At 68.5% G+C, this 21,849-nt stretch carries 19 protein-coding genes; 5 read left to right on the plus strand and 14 right to left on the minus strand.

The window, feature by feature from the left end; all coding sequences use genetic code 11:
- Positions 1-10: 10 nt before the first annotated feature.
- The 6 genes from ACFUJ1_RS12775 to ACFUJ1_RS12800 are packed head-to-tail and all read right to left on the minus strand — an operon-like array spanning position 11 to position 7,522.
- Positions 11-1,249 (minus strand): LLM class flavin-dependent oxidoreductase, encoded by a 1,239-nt coding sequence (locus ACFUJ1_RS12775; protein WP_378645216.1) that lies wholly within the window; start codon positions 1,247-1,249, stop codon positions 11-13.
- A complete protein-coding gene (locus tag ACFUJ1_RS12780) occupies positions 1,246-2,484 on the minus strand; it encodes an acyl-CoA dehydrogenase family protein (RefSeq protein ID WP_378645217.1) in 1,239 nt (412 codons plus the stop codon). Before ACFUJ1_RS12780 ends, ACFUJ1_RS12775 begins: the two co-directional genes overlap by 4 nt.
- The gene (locus ACFUJ1_RS12785; RefSeq protein WP_378645218.1) at positions 2,481-4,118 is read right to left on the minus strand and encodes a dipeptide ABC transporter ATP-binding protein; all 1,638 of its coding nucleotides are present in this window, start codon (positions 4,116-4,118) and stop codon (positions 2,481-2,483) included. The genes ACFUJ1_RS12780 and ACFUJ1_RS12785 overlap by 4 nt, the downstream gene beginning before the upstream one ends.
- Positions 4,115-4,978, minus strand: a complete 864-nt coding sequence (locus ACFUJ1_RS12790; RefSeq protein ID WP_378645219.1) for an ABC transporter permease — start codon at positions 4,976-4,978, stop codon at positions 4,115-4,117. The genes ACFUJ1_RS12785 and ACFUJ1_RS12790 overlap by 4 nt, the downstream gene beginning before the upstream one ends.
- Positions 4,975-6,000 carry an ABC transporter permease gene (locus ACFUJ1_RS12795; RefSeq protein WP_378645220.1) on the minus strand — a complete coding sequence of 342 codons (1,026 nt, stop codon included), beginning with the start codon at positions 5,998-6,000 and terminating at the stop codon, positions 4,975-4,977. The genes ACFUJ1_RS12790 and ACFUJ1_RS12795 overlap by 4 nt, the downstream gene beginning before the upstream one ends.
- Positions 6,001-6,004: 4 nt before the next feature.
- Positions 6,005-7,522 carry an ABC transporter substrate-binding protein gene (locus ACFUJ1_RS12800; RefSeq protein WP_378645221.1) on the minus strand — a complete coding sequence of 506 codons (1,518 nt, stop codon included), beginning with the start codon at positions 7,520-7,522 and terminating at the stop codon, positions 6,005-6,007.
- Between the two features lie 784 nt (positions 7,523-8,306).
- Here ACFUJ1_RS12800 and ACFUJ1_RS12805 point away from each other — a divergent pair.
- Positions 8,307-8,804, plus strand: a complete 498-nt coding sequence (locus ACFUJ1_RS12805) for a GNAT family N-acetyltransferase (RefSeq protein WP_378645223.1) — start codon at positions 8,307-8,309, stop codon at positions 8,802-8,804.
- Positions 8,805-8,828: 24 nt separating this feature from the next.
- Here ACFUJ1_RS12805 and ACFUJ1_RS12810 read toward each other — a convergent pair whose 3' ends face one another.
- From ACFUJ1_RS12810 to ACFUJ1_RS12825, 4 genes are read right to left on the minus strand one after another with little or no spacing between them, the layout of a single operon-like run.
- On the minus strand, positions 8,829-9,941 hold the full coding sequence (locus ACFUJ1_RS12810; RefSeq protein ID WP_378645224.1) for an SCO2521 family protein: 1,113 nt from the start codon (positions 9,939-9,941) through the stop codon (positions 8,829-8,831).
- On the minus strand, positions 9,941-10,948 hold the full coding sequence (locus tag ACFUJ1_RS12815; RefSeq protein ID WP_378645226.1) for an SCO2522 family protein: 1,008 nt from the start codon (positions 10,946-10,948) through the stop codon (positions 9,941-9,943). Before ACFUJ1_RS12815 ends, ACFUJ1_RS12810 begins: the two co-directional genes overlap by 1 nt.
- A gap of 42 nt (positions 10,949-10,990) precedes the next feature.
- Complete coding sequence (locus ACFUJ1_RS12820; RefSeq protein ID WP_378645227.1) at positions 10,991-11,917, minus strand: SCO2523 family variant P-loop protein; 927 nt, start codon at positions 11,915-11,917, stop codon at positions 10,991-10,993.
- Positions 11,914-13,797 carry an SCO2524 family protein gene (locus ACFUJ1_RS12825; RefSeq protein WP_378645229.1) on the minus strand — a complete coding sequence of 628 codons (1,884 nt, stop codon included), beginning with the start codon at positions 13,795-13,797 and terminating at the stop codon, positions 11,914-11,916. The genes ACFUJ1_RS12820 and ACFUJ1_RS12825 overlap by 4 nt, the downstream gene beginning before the upstream one ends.
- 702 nt (positions 13,798-14,499) lie before the next feature.
- On the opposite strand from ACFUJ1_RS12825, the gene ACFUJ1_RS12830 reads away from it, so the two are divergent.
- From ACFUJ1_RS12830 to ACFUJ1_RS12845, 4 genes are read left to right on the plus strand one after another with little or no spacing between them, the layout of a single operon-like run.
- A complete protein-coding gene (locus tag ACFUJ1_RS12830) occupies positions 14,500-16,329 on the plus strand; it encodes an SCO2524 family protein (protein ID WP_378645230.1) in 1,830 nt (609 codons plus the stop codon).
- Positions 16,330-16,336: 7 nt separating this feature from the next.
- The gene (locus ACFUJ1_RS12835; RefSeq protein WP_378645232.1) at positions 16,337-17,251 is read left to right on the plus strand and encodes an SCO2523 family variant P-loop protein; all 915 of its coding nucleotides are present in this window, start codon (positions 16,337-16,339) and stop codon (positions 17,249-17,251) included.
- 3 nt (positions 17,252-17,254) lie between these two features.
- Positions 17,255-18,262 (plus strand): SCO2522 family protein, encoded by a 1,008-nt coding sequence (locus ACFUJ1_RS12840; RefSeq protein WP_378645233.1) that lies wholly within the window; start codon positions 17,255-17,257, stop codon positions 18,260-18,262.
- Between the two features lies 1 nt (position 18,263).
- Positions 18,264-19,235 (plus strand): SCO2521 family protein, encoded by a 972-nt coding sequence (locus ACFUJ1_RS12845; protein WP_378645235.1) that lies wholly within the window; start codon positions 18,264-18,266, stop codon positions 19,233-19,235.
- Between the two features lie 6 nt (positions 19,236-19,241).
- Here ACFUJ1_RS12845 and ACFUJ1_RS12850 read toward each other — a convergent pair whose 3' ends face one another.
- From ACFUJ1_RS12850 to ACFUJ1_RS12865, 4 genes are all read right to left on the minus strand, one after another.
- Positions 19,242-20,021, minus strand: a complete 780-nt coding sequence (locus ACFUJ1_RS12850; protein WP_378645236.1) for a hypothetical protein — start codon at positions 20,019-20,021, stop codon at positions 19,242-19,244.
- Positions 20,022-20,063: 42 nt separating this feature from the next.
- On the minus strand, positions 20,064-20,414 hold the full coding sequence (locus ACFUJ1_RS12855) for a GNAT family N-acetyltransferase (protein WP_378645238.1): 351 nt from the start codon (positions 20,412-20,414) through the stop codon (positions 20,064-20,066).
- 275 nt (positions 20,415-20,689) lie between these two features.
- The gene (locus ACFUJ1_RS12860) at positions 20,690-20,989 is read right to left on the minus strand and encodes a hypothetical protein (RefSeq protein ID WP_378645239.1); all 300 of its coding nucleotides are present in this window, start codon (positions 20,987-20,989) and stop codon (positions 20,690-20,692) included.
- A gap of 138 nt (positions 20,990-21,127) precedes the next feature.
- A complete protein-coding gene (locus ACFUJ1_RS12865) occupies positions 21,128-21,835 on the minus strand; it encodes a hypothetical protein (protein WP_378645241.1) in 708 nt (235 codons plus the stop codon).
- Between the last annotated feature and the right edge of the window lie 14 nt (positions 21,836-21,849).

The raw sequence follows: 21,849 nt of genomic DNA on the forward strand, positions 1-21,849 counted from the left end.
TTCTCTCCGCTCAGCGCGCCGCTTCGAGGGGCCCGCGCTCCGCCACCGGAGCGGCGGGCAGCCCGAGCCCGAGGTGGTCGCGCAGCGTGGTCCCGTCGTACTCGGCGCGGAAGAGCCCGCGCCGCCGCAGCTCCGGCACCAGGTGGTCGGCGAAATCGTCGAACCCGGAGGGCAGCACGTCCGGCATGACGTTGAAACCGTCGGCCGCCCCGTGTCGGAACCAGCGCTCGATATCGTCCGCGACCTGCTCCGGGGTGCCGACCACGATCCGGTGCCCACCACCGCCGGAGAGTTTCCGCAGCAGCTGCCGCAGCGTCGGATTCTCCCGCGCGATGATGTCGCGCACGACCCGGTTGAAGGTCTGCGAACCGGCGCTGGCGTCGGGGGCCGCCAGCAACTCGGCGGGGAGCGGCTCGTCGTCGGGCAGCCCGTCGAGGGAGAAGCCGAGCTGCCCGGCGAGCCGGGCGCGCGCGTAGGCGTCGGGCAGGACGTCGTCCAGCAGTTCGCGGCGCGCCCGCGCCTCGGCCTCGGTACTGCCGAGCACGGTGGAGAGCCCGGGCAGCACCACGATCTCGTCGGGGTCGCGCCCGAAGCGCCGCGCGCCTTCCCGCAGTTCGGTGCGGAAGTCGCGGGCCAGGTCGATGTCCTGCTCGGCGGAGAAGATCACCTCGCCGACCCGGGCGGCCAGCCGCTTGCCGTCCGCCGAGCCACCGGCCTGCACCACCACCGGCCGCCCCTGCGGCGACACGTACTCGGTGCGCGCCGCCCACGCGGCGACGACCCGTTCGACGAACTCGCCCGCGCGCCGGTACCGCAGCCCGTGCTCCGGCTCGCCCGCGCGGCCGAAGTTCGCCGCGGCCACCGGCCCCGCCGTGGTCACCACGTTCCAGCCGAACCGCCCGCCGCTCAGGTGGTCCAGGTCGCCGAGGCGCCCGGCCAGCTCGGCCGGGTCGTTGTAGGACGAGGAGAGCGTGGCGATGAGCCCGATCCGCTCGGTCTGTGCCGCGATCCGGGCCAGCACCGTCGTCGGCTCCAGATTGTTGCCGGTGCGGTGCTTGGTCGACGGGTCGAGCGAGGGGCCGTCGGCCAGGAAGACGGCGTCCAGCCGCGCCTCCTCGGCCTTGCGCGCGATCGAGGTGTAGTGCTCGATCGTGTACGAGGCCAGCCCGTCGGTTCCCGGGAACCGCCAAGAGCCGCCGAAGACACCGGAATTCAGGATATTGACGTTCAGATGCAGCTGCTTGCTCACGCCGACGCCTCCGCCGACGGCCGGTTCCGGTAGTACCCCGGCTCCGGCGACTCCCCGTTCACCAGGTACGCCCCGACCACCCGCGGCTTGTAGACGACGGGGTTGTGCGAGGCCAGCGTGCGCGCGTTGCGCCAGTGCCGATCCAGGTGCGCGCTGTTCCGCGCCGTCGAGGAGCCACCGGCGTCGAAGGCGCGGGTCGCCGCGTCCAGCACCGCCTCGATCACCGCGATCTGCGCGGCCGAGGTATCGAGATACGCCCGCGTGTAGGCACTTTCCTCGCCGCTGTCGTGCGCCGCCTGCAGTCGTTCACCGGCCAGCCGGAGCAGTGTCTCGGCGGTGAGCCTGCGCGCCTCCAGCAGCCCGACCACGCCGAGCACCTCGGGATCATCGGCCGCCTTCTGGGTGAGCGCGTGCAGGCTGGTCCTGGTGCGGGCGCGCACGATGTCGACCGTCTCGGCGACGATGCTGCGCGCGATCCCGGTCAGGTTGGCCAGGTGCACGATCTGCACGAACGAGTCCAGCCCGCGCAGCGACTCCTTGAACTTCCCGACGTCGCCGTTCGGCTCCACCGGGACGTCCGCGAACAGCGTTGTCCCGCTGCCGGTCTGGCGCTGCCCGATGCCGTCCCAGTCGTCCACGTGCGTGACGCCGGGGTGCCTGGCCGGGATCACCACGAAGCCGCGGCCGCCCTCGTCGTCGGCCACCGCCGCCCGGATGTAGTCGGCGAACCGCGCGCCGGTCGAGTAGAACTTGGTGCCGGAGACCAGCCGCCGCCCGTCCGGGGCGACCCGCACCTTCGTGGTCGAGGCACCCCACCCCGGCGTCACGTCACCGGCTGTCACCGCCTCCGCGACCACCGCCGACGGCTCGGACTGCGCATTGCCGAACACCGCGCCGTCGCCGATCGCCCGCAGCCAGTGCGCGCGCACCTCGGGATCGGTCTCCAGCAGCAGGATCTCGACCGTGGTGAAGTGGCCGCGAAAGATCTGCGGGACGTTGGAGTCGGCCTGCGCGGCCTCGGCGAGCAGCTCGAACAGCACCGGCAGCTCGACGCCGAAGCCGCCGAACTCCACCGGCACCCGCAGCCGCCCGAAGCCGGCGTCGGCCAGCTCCCGGATCAGCGCCTCCGGGTGCTCGAAGGCCAGGTCGCGCTCGCCGACGCCCTTGGCCAGCTCCAGCAGCACCGCCCGGATGCGCTCCAGCGCGGCGGTCAGGGTCTCCGGTTGCGTGCTCATGAATCTCCTCCCGAGCTGAGGTCGCGCCCGGCGATGGCGTCGACCAGCCGGACCGTGTAGTCGTCGGCGGGGTGCGCGAAGACCTGCTCGACCTCGCCCTGCTCGACGATCCGGCCCTGCCGCATGACCGCAACCCGGTCCGAGATGGCCCGGACCACCGCGAGATCGTGCGAGATGAACAGGTAGGTCAGGCCGCGCTCCTCCTGCAGGGTGCGCAGCAGGTCGAGGATCTGCGCGGCCACCGAGACGTCGAGCGCGGAGATCGGCTCGTCCAGCACCACCACCTCGGGCTCCAGTACGAGGGCACGGGCGATCGCGACCCGCTGCCGCTGCCCGCCGGAGAGCTCGCGCGGATGCCGCCGGACGAAGTCGGCGGGCAGCGCCGCGGCTTCCAGCGCCGCCACCACCTGAGCCTCGTTCGGCCGCTTGCCCCTGTGCTTCCCGCCGAACGAGCGCAGCGGCTCGTCCACCACGTCGTAGACGTCGAAGCGCGGGTCGAAGGAGGAGTACGGATTCTGGTAGACGATCTGCACGTTCCGGCGCAGCGCGCGGAACTCCCTGCGCCGCAGCCGGGTGATGTCGGTGCCGAGCAGGGTGGCGCTGCCGCCGGTGGCCTCGGTGAGCCCGGTCAGGATCCGGGCGGTCGTCGACTTCCCCGACCCGGATTCGCCGACGATGGCGAAGGTCTCGCCGCGCTTGACCTGGAACGTGATCCCGTCCACTGCGGTCACGTCGCCGTACTCCTTGCGCAGCCCGGCGACCTCGATCACCGTCTCCCGGTCGGCGGGGGCAGCCGCTCGGGGCCGGATCCGGCCGATCCGGGACGGCACGCTGTCCAGCAGCTTCCTGGTGTACTCGTGCTGCGGCGCGGCGACGATCTCCCGCGTCGGCCCGACCTCGACCAGCTCGCCGCCGCGCATCACGCCGATCACGTCGGAGCGGTCGGCGGCGACGCCGAGGTCGTGCGTGACCAGGACGACGCTGGTGCCGAGGCGGCGCCGGATGTCGTCGATCAGGTCGAGCACCTGTTTCTGCACCGTGGCGTCGAGCGCGGAGGTCGGCTCGTCGGCGATGATCAGCTCCGGCTCGGCGGCGACCGCGGCCGCGATCAGCACCCGCTGCCGCATGCCGCCGGAGAGTTCGTGCGGGTACTGCCGGTAGCGCCGCTCCACCTCGGTGAAGCCGACCAGCTCGAAGAGCTCGTACACCCGGGCCCGGCGCGCCGCCGCGTCCAGGTCGGTGTGCAGCAGCAGCACATCCTCCACCTGGTGCCCGACCCGGCGCACCGGATCCAGCGAGACCGTCGGGTCCTGCGGGATCAGGCTCACCGCCCGGCCGCGGATGTCCCGCCAGCCCTTCTCCGACAGCTCGGTGAGCTCCTGCCCGGCGAACGAGATCCGCCCGCCGAGCACCTCGCCGTTCTCCGGCAGCAGCCCGAGCACGGCGTGCGCGGTGGTGGTCTTGCCCGACCCCGACTCGCCGACCAGCGCGAGCACCTGCCCCGGCGCCACCTCGAAGGAGACGCCGCGCAGCACCGGCGTGAGCCCGCGGTCGGTGCGGTACCCGACGCTCAGGTCGCGCACCGAGAGCACGGCGGTCGCGGTGGTGCGGAGCTCCTCGTCGACCAGGGTCACGACTGCCTCCTCGTGATGTGGTGCGCGATGTGGTTGGTGGCCAGCACCACCGCGACGACGGTGAGCCCCGGCCACAGCGTCAGCCAGCCGCGGGTCGCGATGTAGTTGCGGCCGTCGGAGACCAGCCGCCCCCACTCCGGCTCCGGGGGCTGCGCGCCGAGCCCGAGGAAGCTGAGCGAGGCGATCCAGATGATGGCGATGCCGAACTGCACCGTGATCAGCGAGACCGTCGGCGCGATCGAGTTCGGGATCACGTGCCTGCGCAGGATGTCGAGCGTCGAGGCGCCGCTGGTGATCGCGGCCTCCACGTAGGTGCTGGTCCGCGCCTTGAGTACCTCGGAGCGGATGAGCCGGGCGAAGGTCGCCGAGGTGGTGAGCCCGACCGCGATCCCGGCCTGCAGCACCCCGAAGCCGAGCAGCACCACGATGGTGATGGCGAGCAGGAACCCCGGGATCGCCAGCACCACGTCGATCACCCGCATGAGCGCGCTGTCGGTGAAACCGGCGAACCACCCGGCCAGCGCGCCGAGCAGCGAGCCGACCAGCACGCCGACACCGACCGCCACCGCCGAGCCGAGCAGTGAGGCGCGGGCACCGTAGACCACCCGGGTGTAGAGGTCGCGGCCGAGCTGGTCGGTGCCGAACCAGTGCTCGCCCGACGGCGGCTTCAGCTTGTTCGCCGGGTCCGGCAGCAGCGGGTCGTAGCTGACGAACAGGTGCGGGACCAGCGCCCAGAGCAGCGCGGTCGCCACGACGGCGATCGCCAGCACCAGCGTCCAGTTCGCGCCGAGCCAGCGCAGCGGGGCCGCCTTCTTCTCCGGTGCCTGCGAGTACTTCTCGTGTTCCAGGACGGCGGTCACGGCATTGCCACCTCGGCCGGGAGCCCGCGCGGCGGAACGACCACGCGCTTGCGGGCGAGACCGGCGCGGGCCTTGGTGAACCGCTGCGTCCGGCCGTCGACCAGCACCCGCGGGTCGACGAACGGATACACCAGGTCGACGGCGAGATTCACCAGCACGTACGCCGCCGCGGAGAGCAGCACGACGCCCTGCACGACCGGCAGGTCCTGGGTCTCCACCGCGCCGACCGTGAGCTGCCCGATCCCGTCCCGCGCGTACACCGCCTCGGTGACGACGGAACCGGCGATGAGCTCGCCGAAGGTCAGCCCGAGCAACGTCAGCACCGGCAGCGACGAGTTGCGCAGCACGTCCTTGCGGAAGACGAAGCCCTCCCCCGCGCCCTTGGCCCGCAGCACGTGCACGAACGGCTGCCGCCGCGTGCCGCGGATCGAGGTGGCGAAGACCTGCGACATCGGCGCCGCCACCAGCAGCCCCAGCGTCGCGGCGGGCGCGACCAGCGCCAGCGCCGACCCGTCGTCCACCGACGGGATGAGGTGGAACCGGAAGGAGAGGAACTGCAGCGCCAGGATGCCGACCACGAACGTCGGCACCGAGGCGAAGAGCGCGGGCACCGACCCCGCGAGGTCGCGCAGCCACGCCCACCTGGCGTAGTTGATCACGATCGCGACCACCCCGGCGAACACCAGCCCGAAGACCAGGGCCAGCCCGGTCAGCGCCAGCGTGCCCGGCAGCGCGGTCCCGATCATCTCCGCGACCGGGGTCCCGGTGGAGAGCGAGAAGCCGAACTCACCGCGCAGCGCCGCCGCCAGCCCGTGCAGGTACTGCTCGTGGATCGGCCGGTCCAGCCCGTAGTACTCCAGCATCATCCGCCCCGCCTCCGGCGAGATCTGCGCGTCCGGGTTCTGGATCCGGTTGTTCACCGAATCCCCCGGCAACGCGCTGAGCAGGACGAACGACAGGGTGTAGGCCGCGAGCAGCACCAGCACCGCCTGCGCGAGCCGCTTCAGGACGTAGCCGCGCATCCCGCTACTCCGCGATCCAGGTGTCGTACAGCCAGGTGCGGGCGGTCGACTCGGTGCCGAAGCCGTGCACCGACGGCGCGAGCCCGAACACCTGGGTCTCGTCGTACAGCGGGATCATGTATCCCTCGGCGAGCAGGTGATCCTGGATCGCCTGCACCGCCAGCGCCCGCTTGGCCGGGTCGAACTCGAAGGCCTGCGCGCGGACCAGCTCGTCCAGCTTGGCGTCCGGGGTGGGGTTGTGCAGCTCGTTGGTGGCGGTGCTGTCGTAGGCCGAGCGCAGCACGTCCGGCTCCGCGCGGGAGAGCTGCCCCTGCACCAGCGCCCAGCTGTCGGCGCGGGCGGTCTGGGTGGCCTCGTACTCGGTGAGCGAGGTGGCGTTGATGTTCAGCTCGACCCCGGCCTTCTTCCACTGCGACTGCAGCAGCTCCAGCACCGGCTGCGCGACCTGGTAGTACGGCGCGATCCAGATCTCGATCCGGAGCCGCTTGCCGTCCTTCTCCCTGATCCCGTCCGAGCCCTTCTTCCAGCCCGCCTGCTCCAGCAGCGAATTCGCCTTGTCCAGGTCGTACTTCAGCGCGTCGCCCGCGTCCGGCCGCTGCGGCGTTCCCTGCACCAGGATGCTGCCCGGGATCGGGTAGCTCGGGGAGAGCACCGTCTGGTTGATCTCCTCCCGGTTCGTCGCCGCCTGCAGCGCCAGCCGCACGTTCTTGTCGGTGATCGGTGCGGTCGAATCCAGCTGCGGCGACAGCTTGTTCGTCTGCCCCTGCACCGGGAAGGCCTCGATCCGCCCGCCCTGCGCGCCGACCGTCTCCTCGTCGTACGGGGCGATATTGCGCGAGATGTGCGCCTCACCGGACTGCAGCGCGCCAACCCGGGTGCCCGCCTCCGGCACGGTCTTGAAGACCACCCGCTCCAGGTACGCCCGGCCCTCGTGGCCGGAGCCCGTCGGCGCCCAGTTGTAGTCCTCGCGCCGCTTCAGCGTGATCCCGGTGGTGCCGTTCACCGACTCCACCACGAACGGCCCCGAGGCGATCCAGTTCTGCGCCTGCCCCTGCCCGTTCAGATCCTTCTCCAGGAACGGCTTCGCCAGAATCGAGCCCGCCCGATAGAAAGAGGTCACCTGCAGGAAGCCCACATTCGGCTTGCTGAAGTTCACCTTAACGGTGAGCGGGCCGACGACTTCACTGCCCGTGTAATTCGCGAAGAAGGAATCCGCCGGAATTCCGAGCGCCTTGTCCCCGAAACCGTGCTGGTCGTAATTGGCCTTCACGATCGCCGCGTCCACCGGATCACCGTTGCTGAACGTCACCCCCTCGCGCAGCGTGAAGGTGTAGCTCAGCTTGTCCTGGCTGATCTCCCAGGACTTCGCCAGCCACGGCTTCACCTCACCCGACTCCGGATCCTGCCAGGTCAGCCGGTCCGCGAGGTTGTTCGTGACCTGACTGTTCGACCAGATCGACGCCGTCGGCAACCACGCCGTGTACTGCACCGGATCGTAGAAGTTCAGCGTCCCCCCGTACACCGGAGTGCCCCCCTCCGCCCCCGACGAATTCGACGACCCGCCGCACGCGGCGAGCGCTGTCACGAGAGCGGTCGCCACCGTCGCGGTGGCCAGAAGTCTGCGGAAACGGATATTCCTCATGGCGGTGGTAGGTCTTCCTCGAAATCGCACGCCGACGGTCCGGCGCTGTCCGGGAAAGTTGACCATTTCGCGGTGGGTGGGGCGACGGGTTAGCTCAGCGTGATTCGAACTCCGCGACCGTGAAGCTTTGCTACATCCGTCGGCACCGGCGAGGGCGTCGGGGCACCTGGGTCCACCGTCGCCTAGACCCAAGGGTGTCGGGGATCGGTGCCGTCGCGCGGCTGCGGCTCGAGGATCGGGTGGTGCTCGGCGTCCGGCGTCGAGTCGCTGCCGCTGGATCCGGCCTCGCCGGCGAGGCCGGGCAGTAAGAGTCTCTCATCTCGAGTTCTCACATCCGAATTTTCTAAGCGGTTGCGCGTCAGCATGATTGACGTCGTTGCTCACACTCTCCCGTTTCTTCGACCGGTTCCGAATTCGCAGGGCACACTCTAGGAACGGTGCCGGCATGTAACCGCCGGGCACGGACGAGCAAGGGATTCATGCGTTACGGACCGCGGTGGCCGGTGGGGCCGTCGCAGCCGCCCGGGTCGCCACCGCTCCGCAATCCGCGAGCATCCGATATTCCCGGAGCACATTCCGATCCACGCTGGGCCAACGACGCCCATCGCCGAAGGGGGAGACAACGGTGATTCTGTCGACGAGTTCGGAGACACCCACTTTCCGAGTGGCCCGCCTGGAAGACCTCGTCGCGATCGACGCGCTCGAGCGAGCCGAGTTCGATCGCTTCGCCTACCCGTATTTCGCATTGCGTCAGTTGTTCGACGTACACGGGTCGCACTGGTTGATCGCGGAAACCGAAGGGCGAGTCTGCGGATACACCATGGTCGCACTGAGCGACGCGAGAACCGCCTGGATTCTCGGCCTCGCAGTCGACTCGCGATATCACCGCCGCGGTTACGGCGGCGCACTGCTGCGCAGCACGGTCGACCGCTGCCGGTCGGCAGCCGTACCGCAGATCCTCCTGACCGTCCGGCCGAGTGATCATCCGGCCGTCGGGCTCTACCGCAAGTCCGGTTTCGTCCGCATCGAGTACGACCCGGACTACTTCGGCCCCGGCGAAGGCAGGGACGTCCTCATTCGCCGGTTCGAGGATCCGGAACCACGTCCACTCACCGACGCAGTTACCGATCGGTGGCGGAAGGAACGCCCCGAGCTCCTCTGATCCGGGACGCTCGCGACCGCCATCTCACCAAGTCTTGAATGCGAATTCTCGTTGCGACACGGCCGGGAACGCGAGATCCGTGCGACTACGCAGATGACCGAGCCGGGCGAACCATTCCGTCGAGAAGGCGGGGTTGGTCTCCAGCTGCCGCCACAGCGGCCGCAGCACGGCCGGCGTATGAACACCTGGCGTCCACAGGTGTGTGACGCCGGCGAGTACCGGAGCGACGGCCTGCGTCACATCCGCCCCCAACGGCATCGCATCCACCTGGTCGGTGATCGCCTCGACGACGGTCAGCAGCCAATCGTGCCGGGCCAGATCTTCGCAGAACGCGCCGACAGCGGCGAGTTCGGTCTCGTTCCGCACAGTCACCACGACAGTGCGAACCCGCCCCTCTTCGAGCCGGAATCGCAGGGTTGCCCCGGCACCGATGTGCGCGGCCCACCGCAACCTGGTAGTGGCAGCGCGGAACGGGGCTCGCTGATCGAGCCCGCTCCACATACTCACTCGATTGAGCAGGTGCTGCGTGATCGACGGCATGTCCACGGTGCCCGGCGGCGGGTCGACGAAGCGGAGAAATCCGTCGACGAGCCGCTTCCGGGTCTGCGGAGTAACCCGGCTGACCACCTCGGCGACTCCCACCCTGGAAAGGTAGTGCGACCAGACCTGCCGCTGCGACGATTCTGCCGCCACCACACCCGTATGGGCCGAGCTCTGCAGGACCCGACCACCGCAGACGACGGCATGCACCGCTGCGGTACCGATCGCGTGTACCGCGGCGCCCGACACCCGCGGGAGTCCGCAGTCGAACCCCGCGGCGATCGTCGGCGAGGTGCCGACACTGCTGGGCCTGGTACGCCACCGCACCGGGTAGCCGGGCACGATGGTCAGCATTTCTTCCGCGGAGGCTCGGGTCAGGGCAGTCGAATGGGGAACGAGGCGCGTATGGACCTCCCCGGTGACGAGGATCGGATCAACCGCTCCGGCTCGAGCCACCCCCCGCTGCAGGTCGGGCAGAACGCCGTGGAGCGTTTCGAATGCCGGAGCATGCTCGACTCCGTCGACCGCTTCCAGGCCGCCGAATTGCGCGAGCGTGTAATCGGGCTCCGCGAAACCGACCGCGTTCGGTGTATCCATCAGCAACCGCCGAGGAAGACATAGTCCAGCCGCTCACCGGCATCGCGTGAGACATCCACCAACTCGGCGGTGCCGCGATCCACGATGTCGTCCACGATTTCGCTATCGAGCTGGAGGTGGTCGATGACAACACGAACCGCGTGTTCGATACCCAGATAGTACCGAGGCATGATCGACAACGAGCGGTATGCGGCGAAGGGTTTGGCCCTCGGCTCGAGCTGAACGATCGCGGGCAGGTCCGCCCAGCGATCGGGCCAGACCGTGCGATCTTCCCAGGTGACCGGCTGAGCCACCGGATTCCCCTGATCACGGAGAATTCCCAGCCGGAGCAGCTGCCAGACCGACGCCAGGAAGGGGCAGGACCACTTCACCGTCGTCGTCGCCGTGCCGTTCACGCCGGTGCGGCTCTTCCGCCACATCTCGACATCGAGAAAGATCGAGTGCTCCCGGCGGCTCAGTTCTTCCGGGTGTTGATAACTGCGTGAACGCATGGCTTGGCCGACGCGGATACCATCCGAGCCCCGCTTCCCATTGGCGAGCCAGCCGGATTTCAGCGCGGGCGGCCGGCTCCCGGTCTCGCCTTTGGCCGGCTCTTCTACAATTCGGGCGGCCACCATCTCCGCGAGAGGTACGAACTCCCCGGCACGCACGGCCGGAGCTTCGTGACAAGCCGACTCCCGGCCGAGATAATCGATCCCGACTCCGAATTCGGAGGTGATCTCCAGCAGCTTGCCGATGACCTCCGCTGGATTTCCACCGTCATCGAAGTAGTCATCGAGAAGAAAACAGGTACTGATGCGCGCGTTGCTTCCGAACTCCGCCTCCGCACTCGCCGTGACCGCGTGGAGCATAGGCGCGACCCGCTTCAGCTGCCTACGGATCGCTTCGCCTCCCCGGCGGAGGTCGGACATGTACAGATGCCCCACCTCGACGGATAAGTGGGACAGCGGAACCCGGGCTACACGTAGTTGTGTGCTGGCCTCATCGTATCCGCTGCCATGCTCCACTGTCGCCGATTTCCTTTCCGAAGAAGTGCGGGAGTCCTAATATCAAAACTGTTCCCAGTATTCCGTGTCGATCAGGCGAGCAGTCAGCTCGTCGAATGCCGCAGCGGTTTCCGGATTTGCGATTTTATTCGCGACATCGGTGTCGAGAATGACCTGCTCCCGCCACTGCAGCACCGGTTCGACCGGTGTCTCGCCGAGGAGGGAAGTGGCGCCGATCAGGTGCCGTGAGGCCAGCGCCTTGAGTGCGGCGTTCTGCTCCGTCAGCCACGCCGCCTGCGCTCCCCGGTAAACGCCGTCCACCGACTTGTTCAGTCGGGGCACCGCTGTCCGCACATAGCGCAGGTTCTCGAGGAACTTCTTCTTGTCGTGGCCCCAGAGCGCCGCGCCCGCCAGCAGACCGTGATGTCCGTGCACGAGGCCGCTGGCAGCGAGGATGTGTTGCCGCGTCCACCGATGGAAGACGAGCCACCGCACGGTCGCGGAGGAGAGGTGCGGGCTCGCGGTCGCGCGCAGCGCGAGCTCCATGGCGAGCGAGCGCCCTGCGCTGAGATCGACGACGGCGACGTCGAATTCCTGCTCGAGTGCCGCCAGCAGGGTGATACAGCGACCCACGACCGCATCGGTCTCGTCATCGATGCCGTTGAACTCCGCGCCACCCTCGTCGCCGGGAAAGAGAACGAGCTGCCCGGTGCGCGACCGGATATTGCGGAGTGCGGGACGGTCCGTCGCGGCACGGATATCGACCCGTGCCACCGGCTCACTCCCGTGCGTCAGGTAGGAGTGCAACCCCTTCTCGGGCACCCCCTGCTCGACCCCGCCGATTTCGAACAGGGCACCCGCCGTCGGCGACCCGAAATCGAAGTCCAGGTATGCGACACTCCGCCCGCCGGCGCACAGCCGGTAGGCGATGTTGCAGCTCGTCACCGAGCGCCCGGTGCCTCCCTTGTCCGAGGTCGAGAAGACGATCACGAGTACACGCTCCTCGTGGCGTCCCGCCGCGCGAACGCGAGCTGGTTCAGGTCCCGCAGCGCGTCCGAGGCCAGCACGAACGCGGTGCCTGCCTGCCGCCGCGCCACGAGCTGCCGCGCCTGCTCCAAATTGTTCTCCACGCGATCGAGCGTCACGCGCTTCTCCGACACGTCATCGATGCCGACGTTCAGCAACTCCTGATTGAGCAGGTGTTCCGCTTCGTTCAGCAACTCCACGGCCCGATTGATCATGGCAGGGGAGGTGAGGGGAGCCTCCCGGAAGTTCCGGTCCGCTGCCACCAGGCATTCGACAACTCGCTCGGTCATATACCACGAGGGGTGCGTCGGCTCGGCCGATCCGGGGTCGAAAATCGCTGTCGGGTTGTCCCACAGCCCCTTTCCGAATGCGCTGCGCAGGACCCGCGAGTCCAGGTGATCCATCACCGACTTGGCGAGCTCCATCAGCCTGTCCCGCGACCCGATATTGCCGGAGAGGTGCGCGGCCTGCAGGACCCGCTTGAGCAGCACGGCGGCGAAATCCGAGACCATCCAGCGTAATTCCGGACCTTCGCCGACCTTCTCGCTACCGCGCAGTGCGAGACCGACGCCCGTGGTGTGCAGGGCGACGGCGGGGTCGTCGCGCGTCGCGCGGCGCAATATCCGGCCCCGTCGAGCGAGTTCGTCGAAGACTCCGATCGACCGAGTCAGATCGTCGTCCGTCGCAGCGCGACGAATAAGGTCCTGGATCAGCACCGCGGAGACGATGAGGCTGAAGTAGTCGGATTCCTCACCGTCCGACGTGCGCCACGGAATATCCTCTAGCGGCCAGCTCGGGTCGCCGAAGCGGGCGATCGTCGACCAGTACCCCTGGGTCAGGTCCCAGCGCAGCCGCAGCGCCTCGGTCAACCGCCGCTGATCCTCGTTGAGCAGATTCAGCTCACGGGTGCGCGGCGAGATGAGGTCGTTGATGCCGTCGAGCGCGATGATCGTGAAGTACAGGAACGGTCGCGCTTCGGCATATCCCTGCTGTTTGGCGATGGGGATATCGGCGGCGTCGATGATCTCGGACGAGTTCTCGACGATGCCCCAGCTCCACCCGCATTCGAAAAGCTTGCCCTCGTCGTCGAGTTCGGTATCCGGGCTCTGCCCGAGGCTGATGTCACTGCGCAGGCGGTTGCGGACCCGCTCGAGATCCTGGGCGATCTTGTCCACCACGACGCGCTCGGGCAGTTTCGCCGGATTGAGCATGCGCAGCATGTTCTGCCCCGCCGGGGACTTCGGGGTCGCGGTGTGCACGACGAAACTGCGCACGAGGCCGGCCATCGCCGCCGTCAACCGAGCACTCAGCGCCGAACGCAGCAGCTCGATCCGTGCCACCAATTCATCTCTCGCCCCCGACCTGACCCAGATCTCGAAGACCCGGAGAAAGCCGAGCCCGGCGATGCACAGGGTGGTGGACATCGAGTAGGAGTCGACCACCTCGATCGCCCGCTGCGCGCTGACCGGTGGCAGATCTTCCTGGCCGCGGAGATAGTCACCCGCCGAGAAGTCCGGGGTGCCGTCCGGTTTCGTATTGCGTTCGATGTACTCCTCGAGCAACCGCACCACGACGGAGCCGATGCGAGTCTGCCCGCCCAGCGGCTCGAGCACCGCGCGGACGTCGTCGGCCATGTCGTCCGGACGATCGAGCGCGAGACTCTCGATCTCGGTCGCGGGATACAGCAGACACAGCAACTGCTCCGAATCGCTGATGGAGTTACCCCCGGAGAGCGGTTCGCCCTCGGCATCCCGCCCGGCCCAACTCCAATTCTTTCCATCCCAGCAGCAGGCGAGCAGCGCAGCCCAGATATCCAGAATTTGCTGCCGCGGTCTTATTCGCACCGGCCCGCAGTCCTTCCCCCGAGTGTGCGAGCCGCATCCAGGCCACCGCGAACCGACTCGCGTGAGCGTCGTTCCGAGAAAAGTACCACGATACCGCAATCCATTGCGCCTCTGCGCCTTTCGATCTGAGAGGCTCGCGCGCCAGCGTAAGCGATCGGGCGAGCGTCGTCCAGATGGATACCGATCGGTCCGAAATGGTGCCCACACACCCCAGGCACGAGCACTTGGCAAATATCCCGTGCGCTCCAGCCCGCAGGTTGAAGTTTCACCTCGACAATGCCCCTGACAGGACGAATATCACCCCCAGTGAGAGCAGAAGACGAACAATCCACAATGGTCACGGCGGCCAGGCTACTCTTCGGCACATAGCCTCGCGGGCAGACACTCCAGCCCCCGATTCACGCGGCGGGCCCGTTCGCGGTACCCCGCTCCCCTCGCTGTCGAGCCGTTCGCAAAGCCGTTGCATCGCAGCATATTCGTCACCGAGACACACTTCGATCGGCGCGTCACGCGACGATCGGGCGTGGCTTCGCATCAAAGCTCTCAATACGAAATTCGAATATCGTGGCTGTCGTATCCCGGTGCGCCGAGCGCGCTGACCGACCTAGTCGGGTACTTTTCTGGGCACGGTGCCCGCATTCGGGCACACTGTCGGAACGAAGGTCGGTAAAAGAACCGGGCAACGGGCCCGCAGGGGGATCTGTGCGGATCAAGCCACGGCAGCAATTGCTGGAGCTGTGGCGAGCAGTTGTGACCTATCGCTCGGCCGACGCCTGGCTCGGCGGAGGTCGCGAAGATTCGAATTCGATCAGCGATGCCGAGCAGCTGCTGTGCCTGCTGTACCCGGCGACCGAGATCGATGCGTTCGCCCTCGATCAGCCGGACAGGATCGCGCCCGACGTGCATCGGGCACTGGAGCCGTGGGGCGATTCGACCGAGGCCGGTGGCGTGCTCGTCGGGCTGCTGGAGGAGTACTTGCGGCGCTACACCGACACGGACGGGGAGCCGGTCTTCAGTGCGGGCTCCTACTTTCGCGCGGCCGACGGCCACCCGACCGACGCGCAACTCGCGCTCGACGTCGTCGACTCCTATTCCATGTCGCTGAGCCTGTGCATCGCGGCGCTCCGCTTCCTCCGCGGACTGGAGGGTGCGCTGGCGGGGGAGCTACGTCAGTTCGACCGGGACGTCTACGAGCGAATAGGGCCGCTCCGCGCGAAGACGAGCACAAGGCTCACTGCGGCGATGACCGGGTTGGTCCGCAGCTTCGTCATCAACACTCCCGCGTCGGCCGACGATGCGCACGGCGAGATACTCCGGATGTTGAGCCAGAACCGCTCTCCGTCGGAGACGCTCCCGCGGCTCACTCGCGAACTCGAGCGGTTACGGGTGCGCGCCTCGAACGAGGTCGAGTTCGGGCAGCTCTCCGGGGTCGACGTCACCGACGACCGGCGGCTGTTCGAGTGCGGCTGGGGCTGGGGCATCGTCCGGACTGCAGCCGAGGTCGACATCGTGCCCATCCGGCTCGGCAGCGCGCCGGGGCACGCCGCACCCCGCCCGTACCTCTACTTCACGGCGGTCGCCCTCGACGGGATCAGCGATCTCTCCTCGCAGCGCATCCGGGAACTCGAGCTGCTGAACGACGAGCAGCGAGCCCTGGGCGACGCCCTGCAGCTGCGATTCGAGCTGGCGCGGACCTACTGGAGCACGGTCGCCCGGTTCGGCGGCGGGCGCTGGCCGCTGGAGGACATTCCGTGGCGTACCTCGGACGGTCAGGAGTCCGACTACTACAGCCTGGTGGTGACGGCCATCCTGGTCCAGGATCTCGTCTACCGGGGCAGCACCGACGACTTGGCGCGCACCGTCGAGGTCTTCGACCAGCTGGCCCGACGCGGCCGGATCACCAGCCGGGCCACGACGGCCGACCCCGCCCTAGCGCTGCATCACCCCGGTGTCCTGATGGAGCTGGCGGGCAGCGACATCGGCGGTGGCTCGCTGCTGCACTGGTACGTCTCCGATTACGCGACCATGCTGCTGAAACGCTGCCTGCAGGCGAGCAGATTGCGCACCGATGTACGGACCCGCGATCAGCTGATGAGCCTCGCGGAGGCGGCGATGGAGCACCTCGCCGCCCGGATGAAGCGCGGCGGCGCGGCCGCCGGGCTGTGGGACGAGCCGGACCCCGCGGTCGCGGGTGGCGACTCGGGCGTCTCCTGGTTCATCACCGAACGGATGATGGAATGCCTGGTTGTCGCACACAACACCTTCGAGACGGATCCGCTCGCGCCCGGCACCATGGTCAATCGCGCGGTCGATCTGCTCAGCGAGGCCGAGCATCTACTCAATCGCGAGGAGCTGCGCATCGAGGGCTATCAGCTCTCGCACAGCGAGCGCGAGGTCGGCCGGATCCGGCAGAAGCTCGACCGGGCACGCGACATTCTGAGCGAGCAACCCGCCACCGCGCACAGCCTGGCAGCGGAGGCCCTCGTCGCGCTGGACGACCTGGCGTACGCGCGCAGGCAAGCGACTCGGTGAGGCCGTGATGCTGGTTTTCGCGACGTCCGACAAGGGTGGCACGGGGCGCTCGGTCACCAGTTGCAATATCGCCCATCGCCTCACCCTCGCGGGGCGCAATGTCGCCTATGTCGACTTCGACTTCGGCTCCCCCACAGCGGGTGCGCTGTTCGAGATCGACGGCTACGAGCGCGGCGTCAAGGCCGGTGGCGGAGTTCACTCCTACCTTCTCGGCAGGACCGGAGAAGCGGTTCGGCTCGATGTCGGCTCAGTGACGGAGCGCGCGGAATTCAAGCGGGTGGCCCAGCGCGCGGGCAGGCTGGCACTGTTCCCCGGTGACGAGGGCGGCGCCGACCTGCTCACCACGAATGACGAGGTCGTCCAGCGTTGCGCCGAGCTGCTGGCTCACCTCGCGAGCGAATTCCATGTGGTGATGGTCGACCTCAGCGCTGGCCGCACCGGTGCGCTCGACATCGCGCTCCGGGCGACAGCGCTGAGCCCGCTGCGCGGGACGACGGCGCGCTGGCTGGTCTTCCACCGGTGGACGAGACAGCACATCCTGGCGGCCGCCGGCCTGGTCTACGAACCGCACGGGCTCCTGGATCTCGGGGTCCAGTCCGGTCACGACAGGAGTCGGCTGCTCGGCGCCACCCGGTTCGTCCGCACCGCCGTGCCGGTCTCGCCCGGCCAGGTCGGGGCCGAGCGCGGTGCTCAGGCGGCGTGGCTGCAAGCCCAGGACGAAGTGCTCCGCAGGCTTGCCGCCGCCAACAATGTCGGAAAGACCAAGGTGCTCGGCACCACCCCGATCGAACCGATTCTGCTCTGGCGGGAGCAGGTGATCCTCGACAACGACATCAACGCCCACATCGCGAATCCCGAAACCGTGACCGCCTATCAGGAACTCGCCCGGCGTCTCGTGGACGACGCCGCCTGGGAGATGTAGCCGATGCCCCTTCACCCCTCCTACGACGAGGCCACCGAGCACGCACCGGTCGCCCACGTTCCGCTGTCGCACCTGTCGATCGAGGTCGGGCACTTCCGCCTGAAAGAGATCACCGACGACCCGCACCTTGTGCGTACGGAGTTCCGCCGGATCGTGCCGCTGATCTCGGCCTTCGTGGAATCCACCCGCCTCCGCTACGGCGACGGGGCGCGAATAAGCACCTGCTACCTGCTCGACGACCACTTCCAGCCGGACTCCGATCCGTCGGAGATCATTCCCGAACTGCTCACCGCGGCGAGCGAGGCGGGGTTGGTGATCGACTACCTGGGGCGGGAGTCCGGATGCCGGCGAGCCGCGCCGTTCGCCAACGGCTCGCCCCGGGGTGAACCCCTCCCGGTTGCCGAAATGGTAGCGGCGCGAATCGTTTCGGAGCCCGCGCCGCCCGACAACGGCAGCAGGCCGCCCACCGCACAGTCGGGATGGCTGTGCAATGGGCGCCGGTCCTCCGAGTACGAGCCGAGCCAGGCCATGCGGACCCGCTCCTATCGGCCGCCGGAGGAGCTCGGCCGCCGGAATCACTCGATCTTCCTCGATGTCGAACTCTGGAGTACCGGGAGCGCGCAGGGGCAACCCGAGAAGCAGTGGTCCTGTCACTTCCTGGCGGCGGTGTGGCACCTGGTCCGGCTCGGCATGCTGCGGCACCACGGAGCGGTGGTGGCCGAGCCACATCTCTGGCAGGGCAGGCCGTGGCCGGAGGACTGGCGGGACCTGCCGCCGGTGATGCAGCTGAACCCGACGGCCGCGCCATTCGCTGCTTTCAAGACCCTGTCGATGCTGCCGAAGCAGTACCTCCCGATCGAGCATGCCGTCCGGGTGATCCTGGAACACCTGGATCTGGACGACGACATCACCGAGGACATCGTCTCCCGCGGCGCCCGCGACGACACTCCGATCATGGTGTCCCGCAACATCAACGACCGGATTTCGCACCTGCTCCTCGATGGGTCGTGACATGCCGCCGGGCACTCCACTGATCGTGCTGGGCGAGACCCGGACCTGCCTGCTGCCGTCGGCGGTCGCGCTCGATCGGCCGGCGGCCGGGGAGTTCCTCGGTCTGATTCCGGGACGTTCCGTGTGGTGGCGGGAGCGGCCGGGCACGCTGGCGATCTCGCCGTCGCTGGCCGTCGGGGTCGATTGCCTGCTCGCGCTGCGTCCCGAGCCCGCCCGTGTCGTCGGGACGGTCGCGACGAATCTCCGGCTGGCGGGCGGGCGGGTACTGCAATCGTCGGCCAGCACAGCAGTGCTGCGGGCGGCGGAACGACGGCGGCGGCCGTGGCCGCACTACCTGCACCGGAAGGGAACGGTCGAGGTCATCGATTCCATTCCGGAGCGCGGCGTGGCGAGCCCGATGCTCGAGGACGGGTTCCTCGGGGGCACCCGCCACGGCGACATCCTCGATCTCGGCTCGATCAGCGAGCGCCTGCTGGCCGGCGCCCGCAGCCACCCACTGCTGGATCAGCGGCCCCCGGTACGGGTGGGTGCCACCCGCCTGCGGTGGACGGCTCGCATCGGCGGCAATACCGGGCCTTCGATCTCCATGTCGCTCGACGACGACACCACCCGCTCGGTGCGGCTCGTCATCCGCGACGAGGCCGGGATCGAGGACGCACAACGATTCTGCGAGGACCTCGCGGCGCACGACTGGCTGCTGACCGTGCTCACTGCGCTGCTCGCGGAGGCGGACCGCTTCGGCGCCGCGAGCAGGGACCAGCTCGAGATCCTGAGCCCGGCCCTCGTGCACCTCACGGGGCTGTGGATGCCGGGGGCGCACACCCCCGCCTCCATGCGCACCCTGTGGAAGGAGCTGCAGACCGACCCGGGATTCACTCGACAGTGGAACATCCTGGCAGCGCGGATCCGCGACGGCATCGCGGTGTCGACGCTGGAATTCCTCCGACAGCGGGCGCTGGAGTTCGACCGGTAGGCAGGGCTACAGCCGGAACCAGCGCCGGACGAGCAGGGCGAAGTAGACCGCCATGGTGAGGGCTCCGGCCCATGATTCGACCCCGAAGACCACCTGTGCCGCGCCGTCGACCTGCGCGAGATTGCCCGGACCGAGTGGGCCGAGGAAAGTGGTCAGGGCCATGTAGGCGAGGTTCCAGTTCGACTCGCCACCCCCGATCGCCAGCACCAGGGCGGTGAAGAACGCCAGCTGCGCCACAACCCAGCCCAGCAGCCACGAGGGCCGATAGCCATAGCCGCACAGAATGTCGGCGAGCCGGCCCAGCCGGCGGCGCCAGGGATCGGGCTGGGCGGCCGTGCGGGCTCTGGCGAGCAGCAGCCCGCACCTGTCCTCGCCATCGGTGTCCTCGGTCATCCGATGCAGCGCCTTCGCCCGCTGATAGGCCCGGACCGCGTGCCGATGCAGGCCGGCCGCCGAGCAGGCCCCGGCTACCGCCTCGAATTCCTCCGCGAGCTGGATGCTCTGCCTGCCGCTCAGCCGCAGCGGGCTGCGGAACTCCAGTTCTGCGGCCAGGAAGGCAGCGATGACGGCACTCGGCACCGGGCCAGGCACATCATCGGGTTCGGGATCGATCGCGGCTTTGTACAACTGGTGGAAGAAGAGGGCATGCGAGCGATTCCGGGCGACCGACGGCGTGTAGTGAACGAGAAGTTCCTCGACCTTCTCATCGAATTCGTGAAGTATCGGTCGGTTTGCATCCTCGTCCGGGCGATAGCGGAGCGCACGATTGAGGATGCGATCCTGCATCGAGGCATCGGACGATTCCCAGCCCCCCATAAGCGTCCTACTTCATCGGTCGATCGAATACTCGTAGACGAACCGAGGTTCGTTCGGTCCGAAATACTCTTTCTCATATCCCGACTGCCGGAAGCCCGCACAGGCGAACCGCCGGGTAGCCTTTTCGTTGGCGGGCCGCACCGTCAGCCACACCCGCTCGATCCCGGCCCTCTCCTGCTCCGTCAGAGCGTCGCGCAATAGCGCGCTGCCGTAGCCGTGGCCGCGGTAGTCCGAATCGATGGCAAAGGTGAAAAGCAGTGCCTCGCCGTGGTTCTCGAGCATGAGAGCATATCCGATCACCAGCCCCTCTGCCTCGGCGACGAGCCAGGAACTGCCGTGCACGTCGAACAGCTGGCGCAGCATCAGGTAGGGATAGGGTCAGGGAAGGCGTCTGCTTCGATGGCAACGATCCGGGCGAGGTCGGCCGAGCAGGCCGGTCGGCACTTCAGCTCGAGTTCGGTAGGTGTAAGCATGCTCCCCTCCGATTGGTCGCGATACCGCCGAGACGGCCCACGCCAGTTTAGATGGGCGCCGCAGTCACGGGGGACAGAACATCGCTCGACCGAAAATCCGAACGGATCTAAGAAGCCCGGTGTATGTCGTAGCTTCGGGCCACAGCAACTCCGTCACGGCAACAGTCAGCCGAGCAGCGGGTCGAGGCGCGCGCGGACCGTCGCGGACGGGTCGCCGGACCGTTCGGCGGCTCGGCACAATTCGGCGGCGAATCGATCGCGCGGGGTGCCGGAGCGCTCGGCGCACAAACCAAGGAGGTACTCGGCCTGGCCCGGCGTGAGGCCGTAGACCAGCATGATGATGGCGGCGGCGGGGTCGTCGGCGGGCGGGCCGGCGGCGCCAGGGAGCACCGAGTCGGAGGCGGTGGATTCAGGGGCGGGCAGGAGCAGCACATCGCCGGAGATGCCCGCCTGCCGAGCGGGCAAACGCCGCCCGGCGGGCGGTTGTGGCGGAGGTCGATGGTGAACTCGCGGTCGCGTGGTGCATGAACGCGGAACGGCTCCACCCGGACGCAACCGGATGGAGCCGCCTGTCCCCCAGACCTACCGCCGGGCCGCTACGCCCTACTTCGCCGCCGGCGGAGCCGCGGGAGCGGGCGCGTTGATGGTGGAGAAGTACTGAATGGCCGCCCCGATGATCACCGGAGCGGTGACCAGGATCTGCCCGACCAGGGTGCCGAGCGCCCCGATGGCGAGGATCCCACCGATGCAGCCGATGGCCGCCGCCGGGACGAACGGGCCGAAGAGCCCGACGATGGTGGCCGAGGCGACGGTCGCCCCGGCTATGCCGCCGAGCACGCAACCGGCCGCGCCGCCGACGAGCCCGCCGACCAGGGTGCCGATGGTGGCGCCCGCGCTGATCGTGCTGGTCAGGCGCGACCAGGCGGCGACCTCACGGTCGTACTCGTTCTTGAACGGGGCCTTGTCCTCGTACGGCAGGGCGACCGGCTTGTAGACGGCCTGCGCCACGTCGAGCTGCGGGGTCAGGGTCGCGGTGCGGTCCGCGATCTGCGCGACGATGGGGAACTCGAAGTCGTCGACGCGGAAGCTCAGGGGCGTCCCGGCGATGAGGTCGCCGTTCGGGGCCTTGATCTTCAGCGCGGCGTCCTCGACGACGAGGGAGCCCTCGTCGATGCTGATGATGCTCTGGGTGTCGGTGGCGTGCGCGGTGAAATCGACGGCGCCGTCACCGGCCGGGGCCGCGCCGGCGGTGCCGGACGCGATTCCGCAGGCGGCGACCAGGCCCGCGGCCACCGCGACGATCTTCCTCATCCTGATGTTTCCTC

The organism is Nocardia sp. NPDC057227 (genome assembly GCF_042669725.1).
Taxonomy (GTDB): Bacteria; Actinomycetota; Actinomycetes; order Mycobacteriales; family Mycobacteriaceae; genus Nocardia; species Nocardia asteroides_A.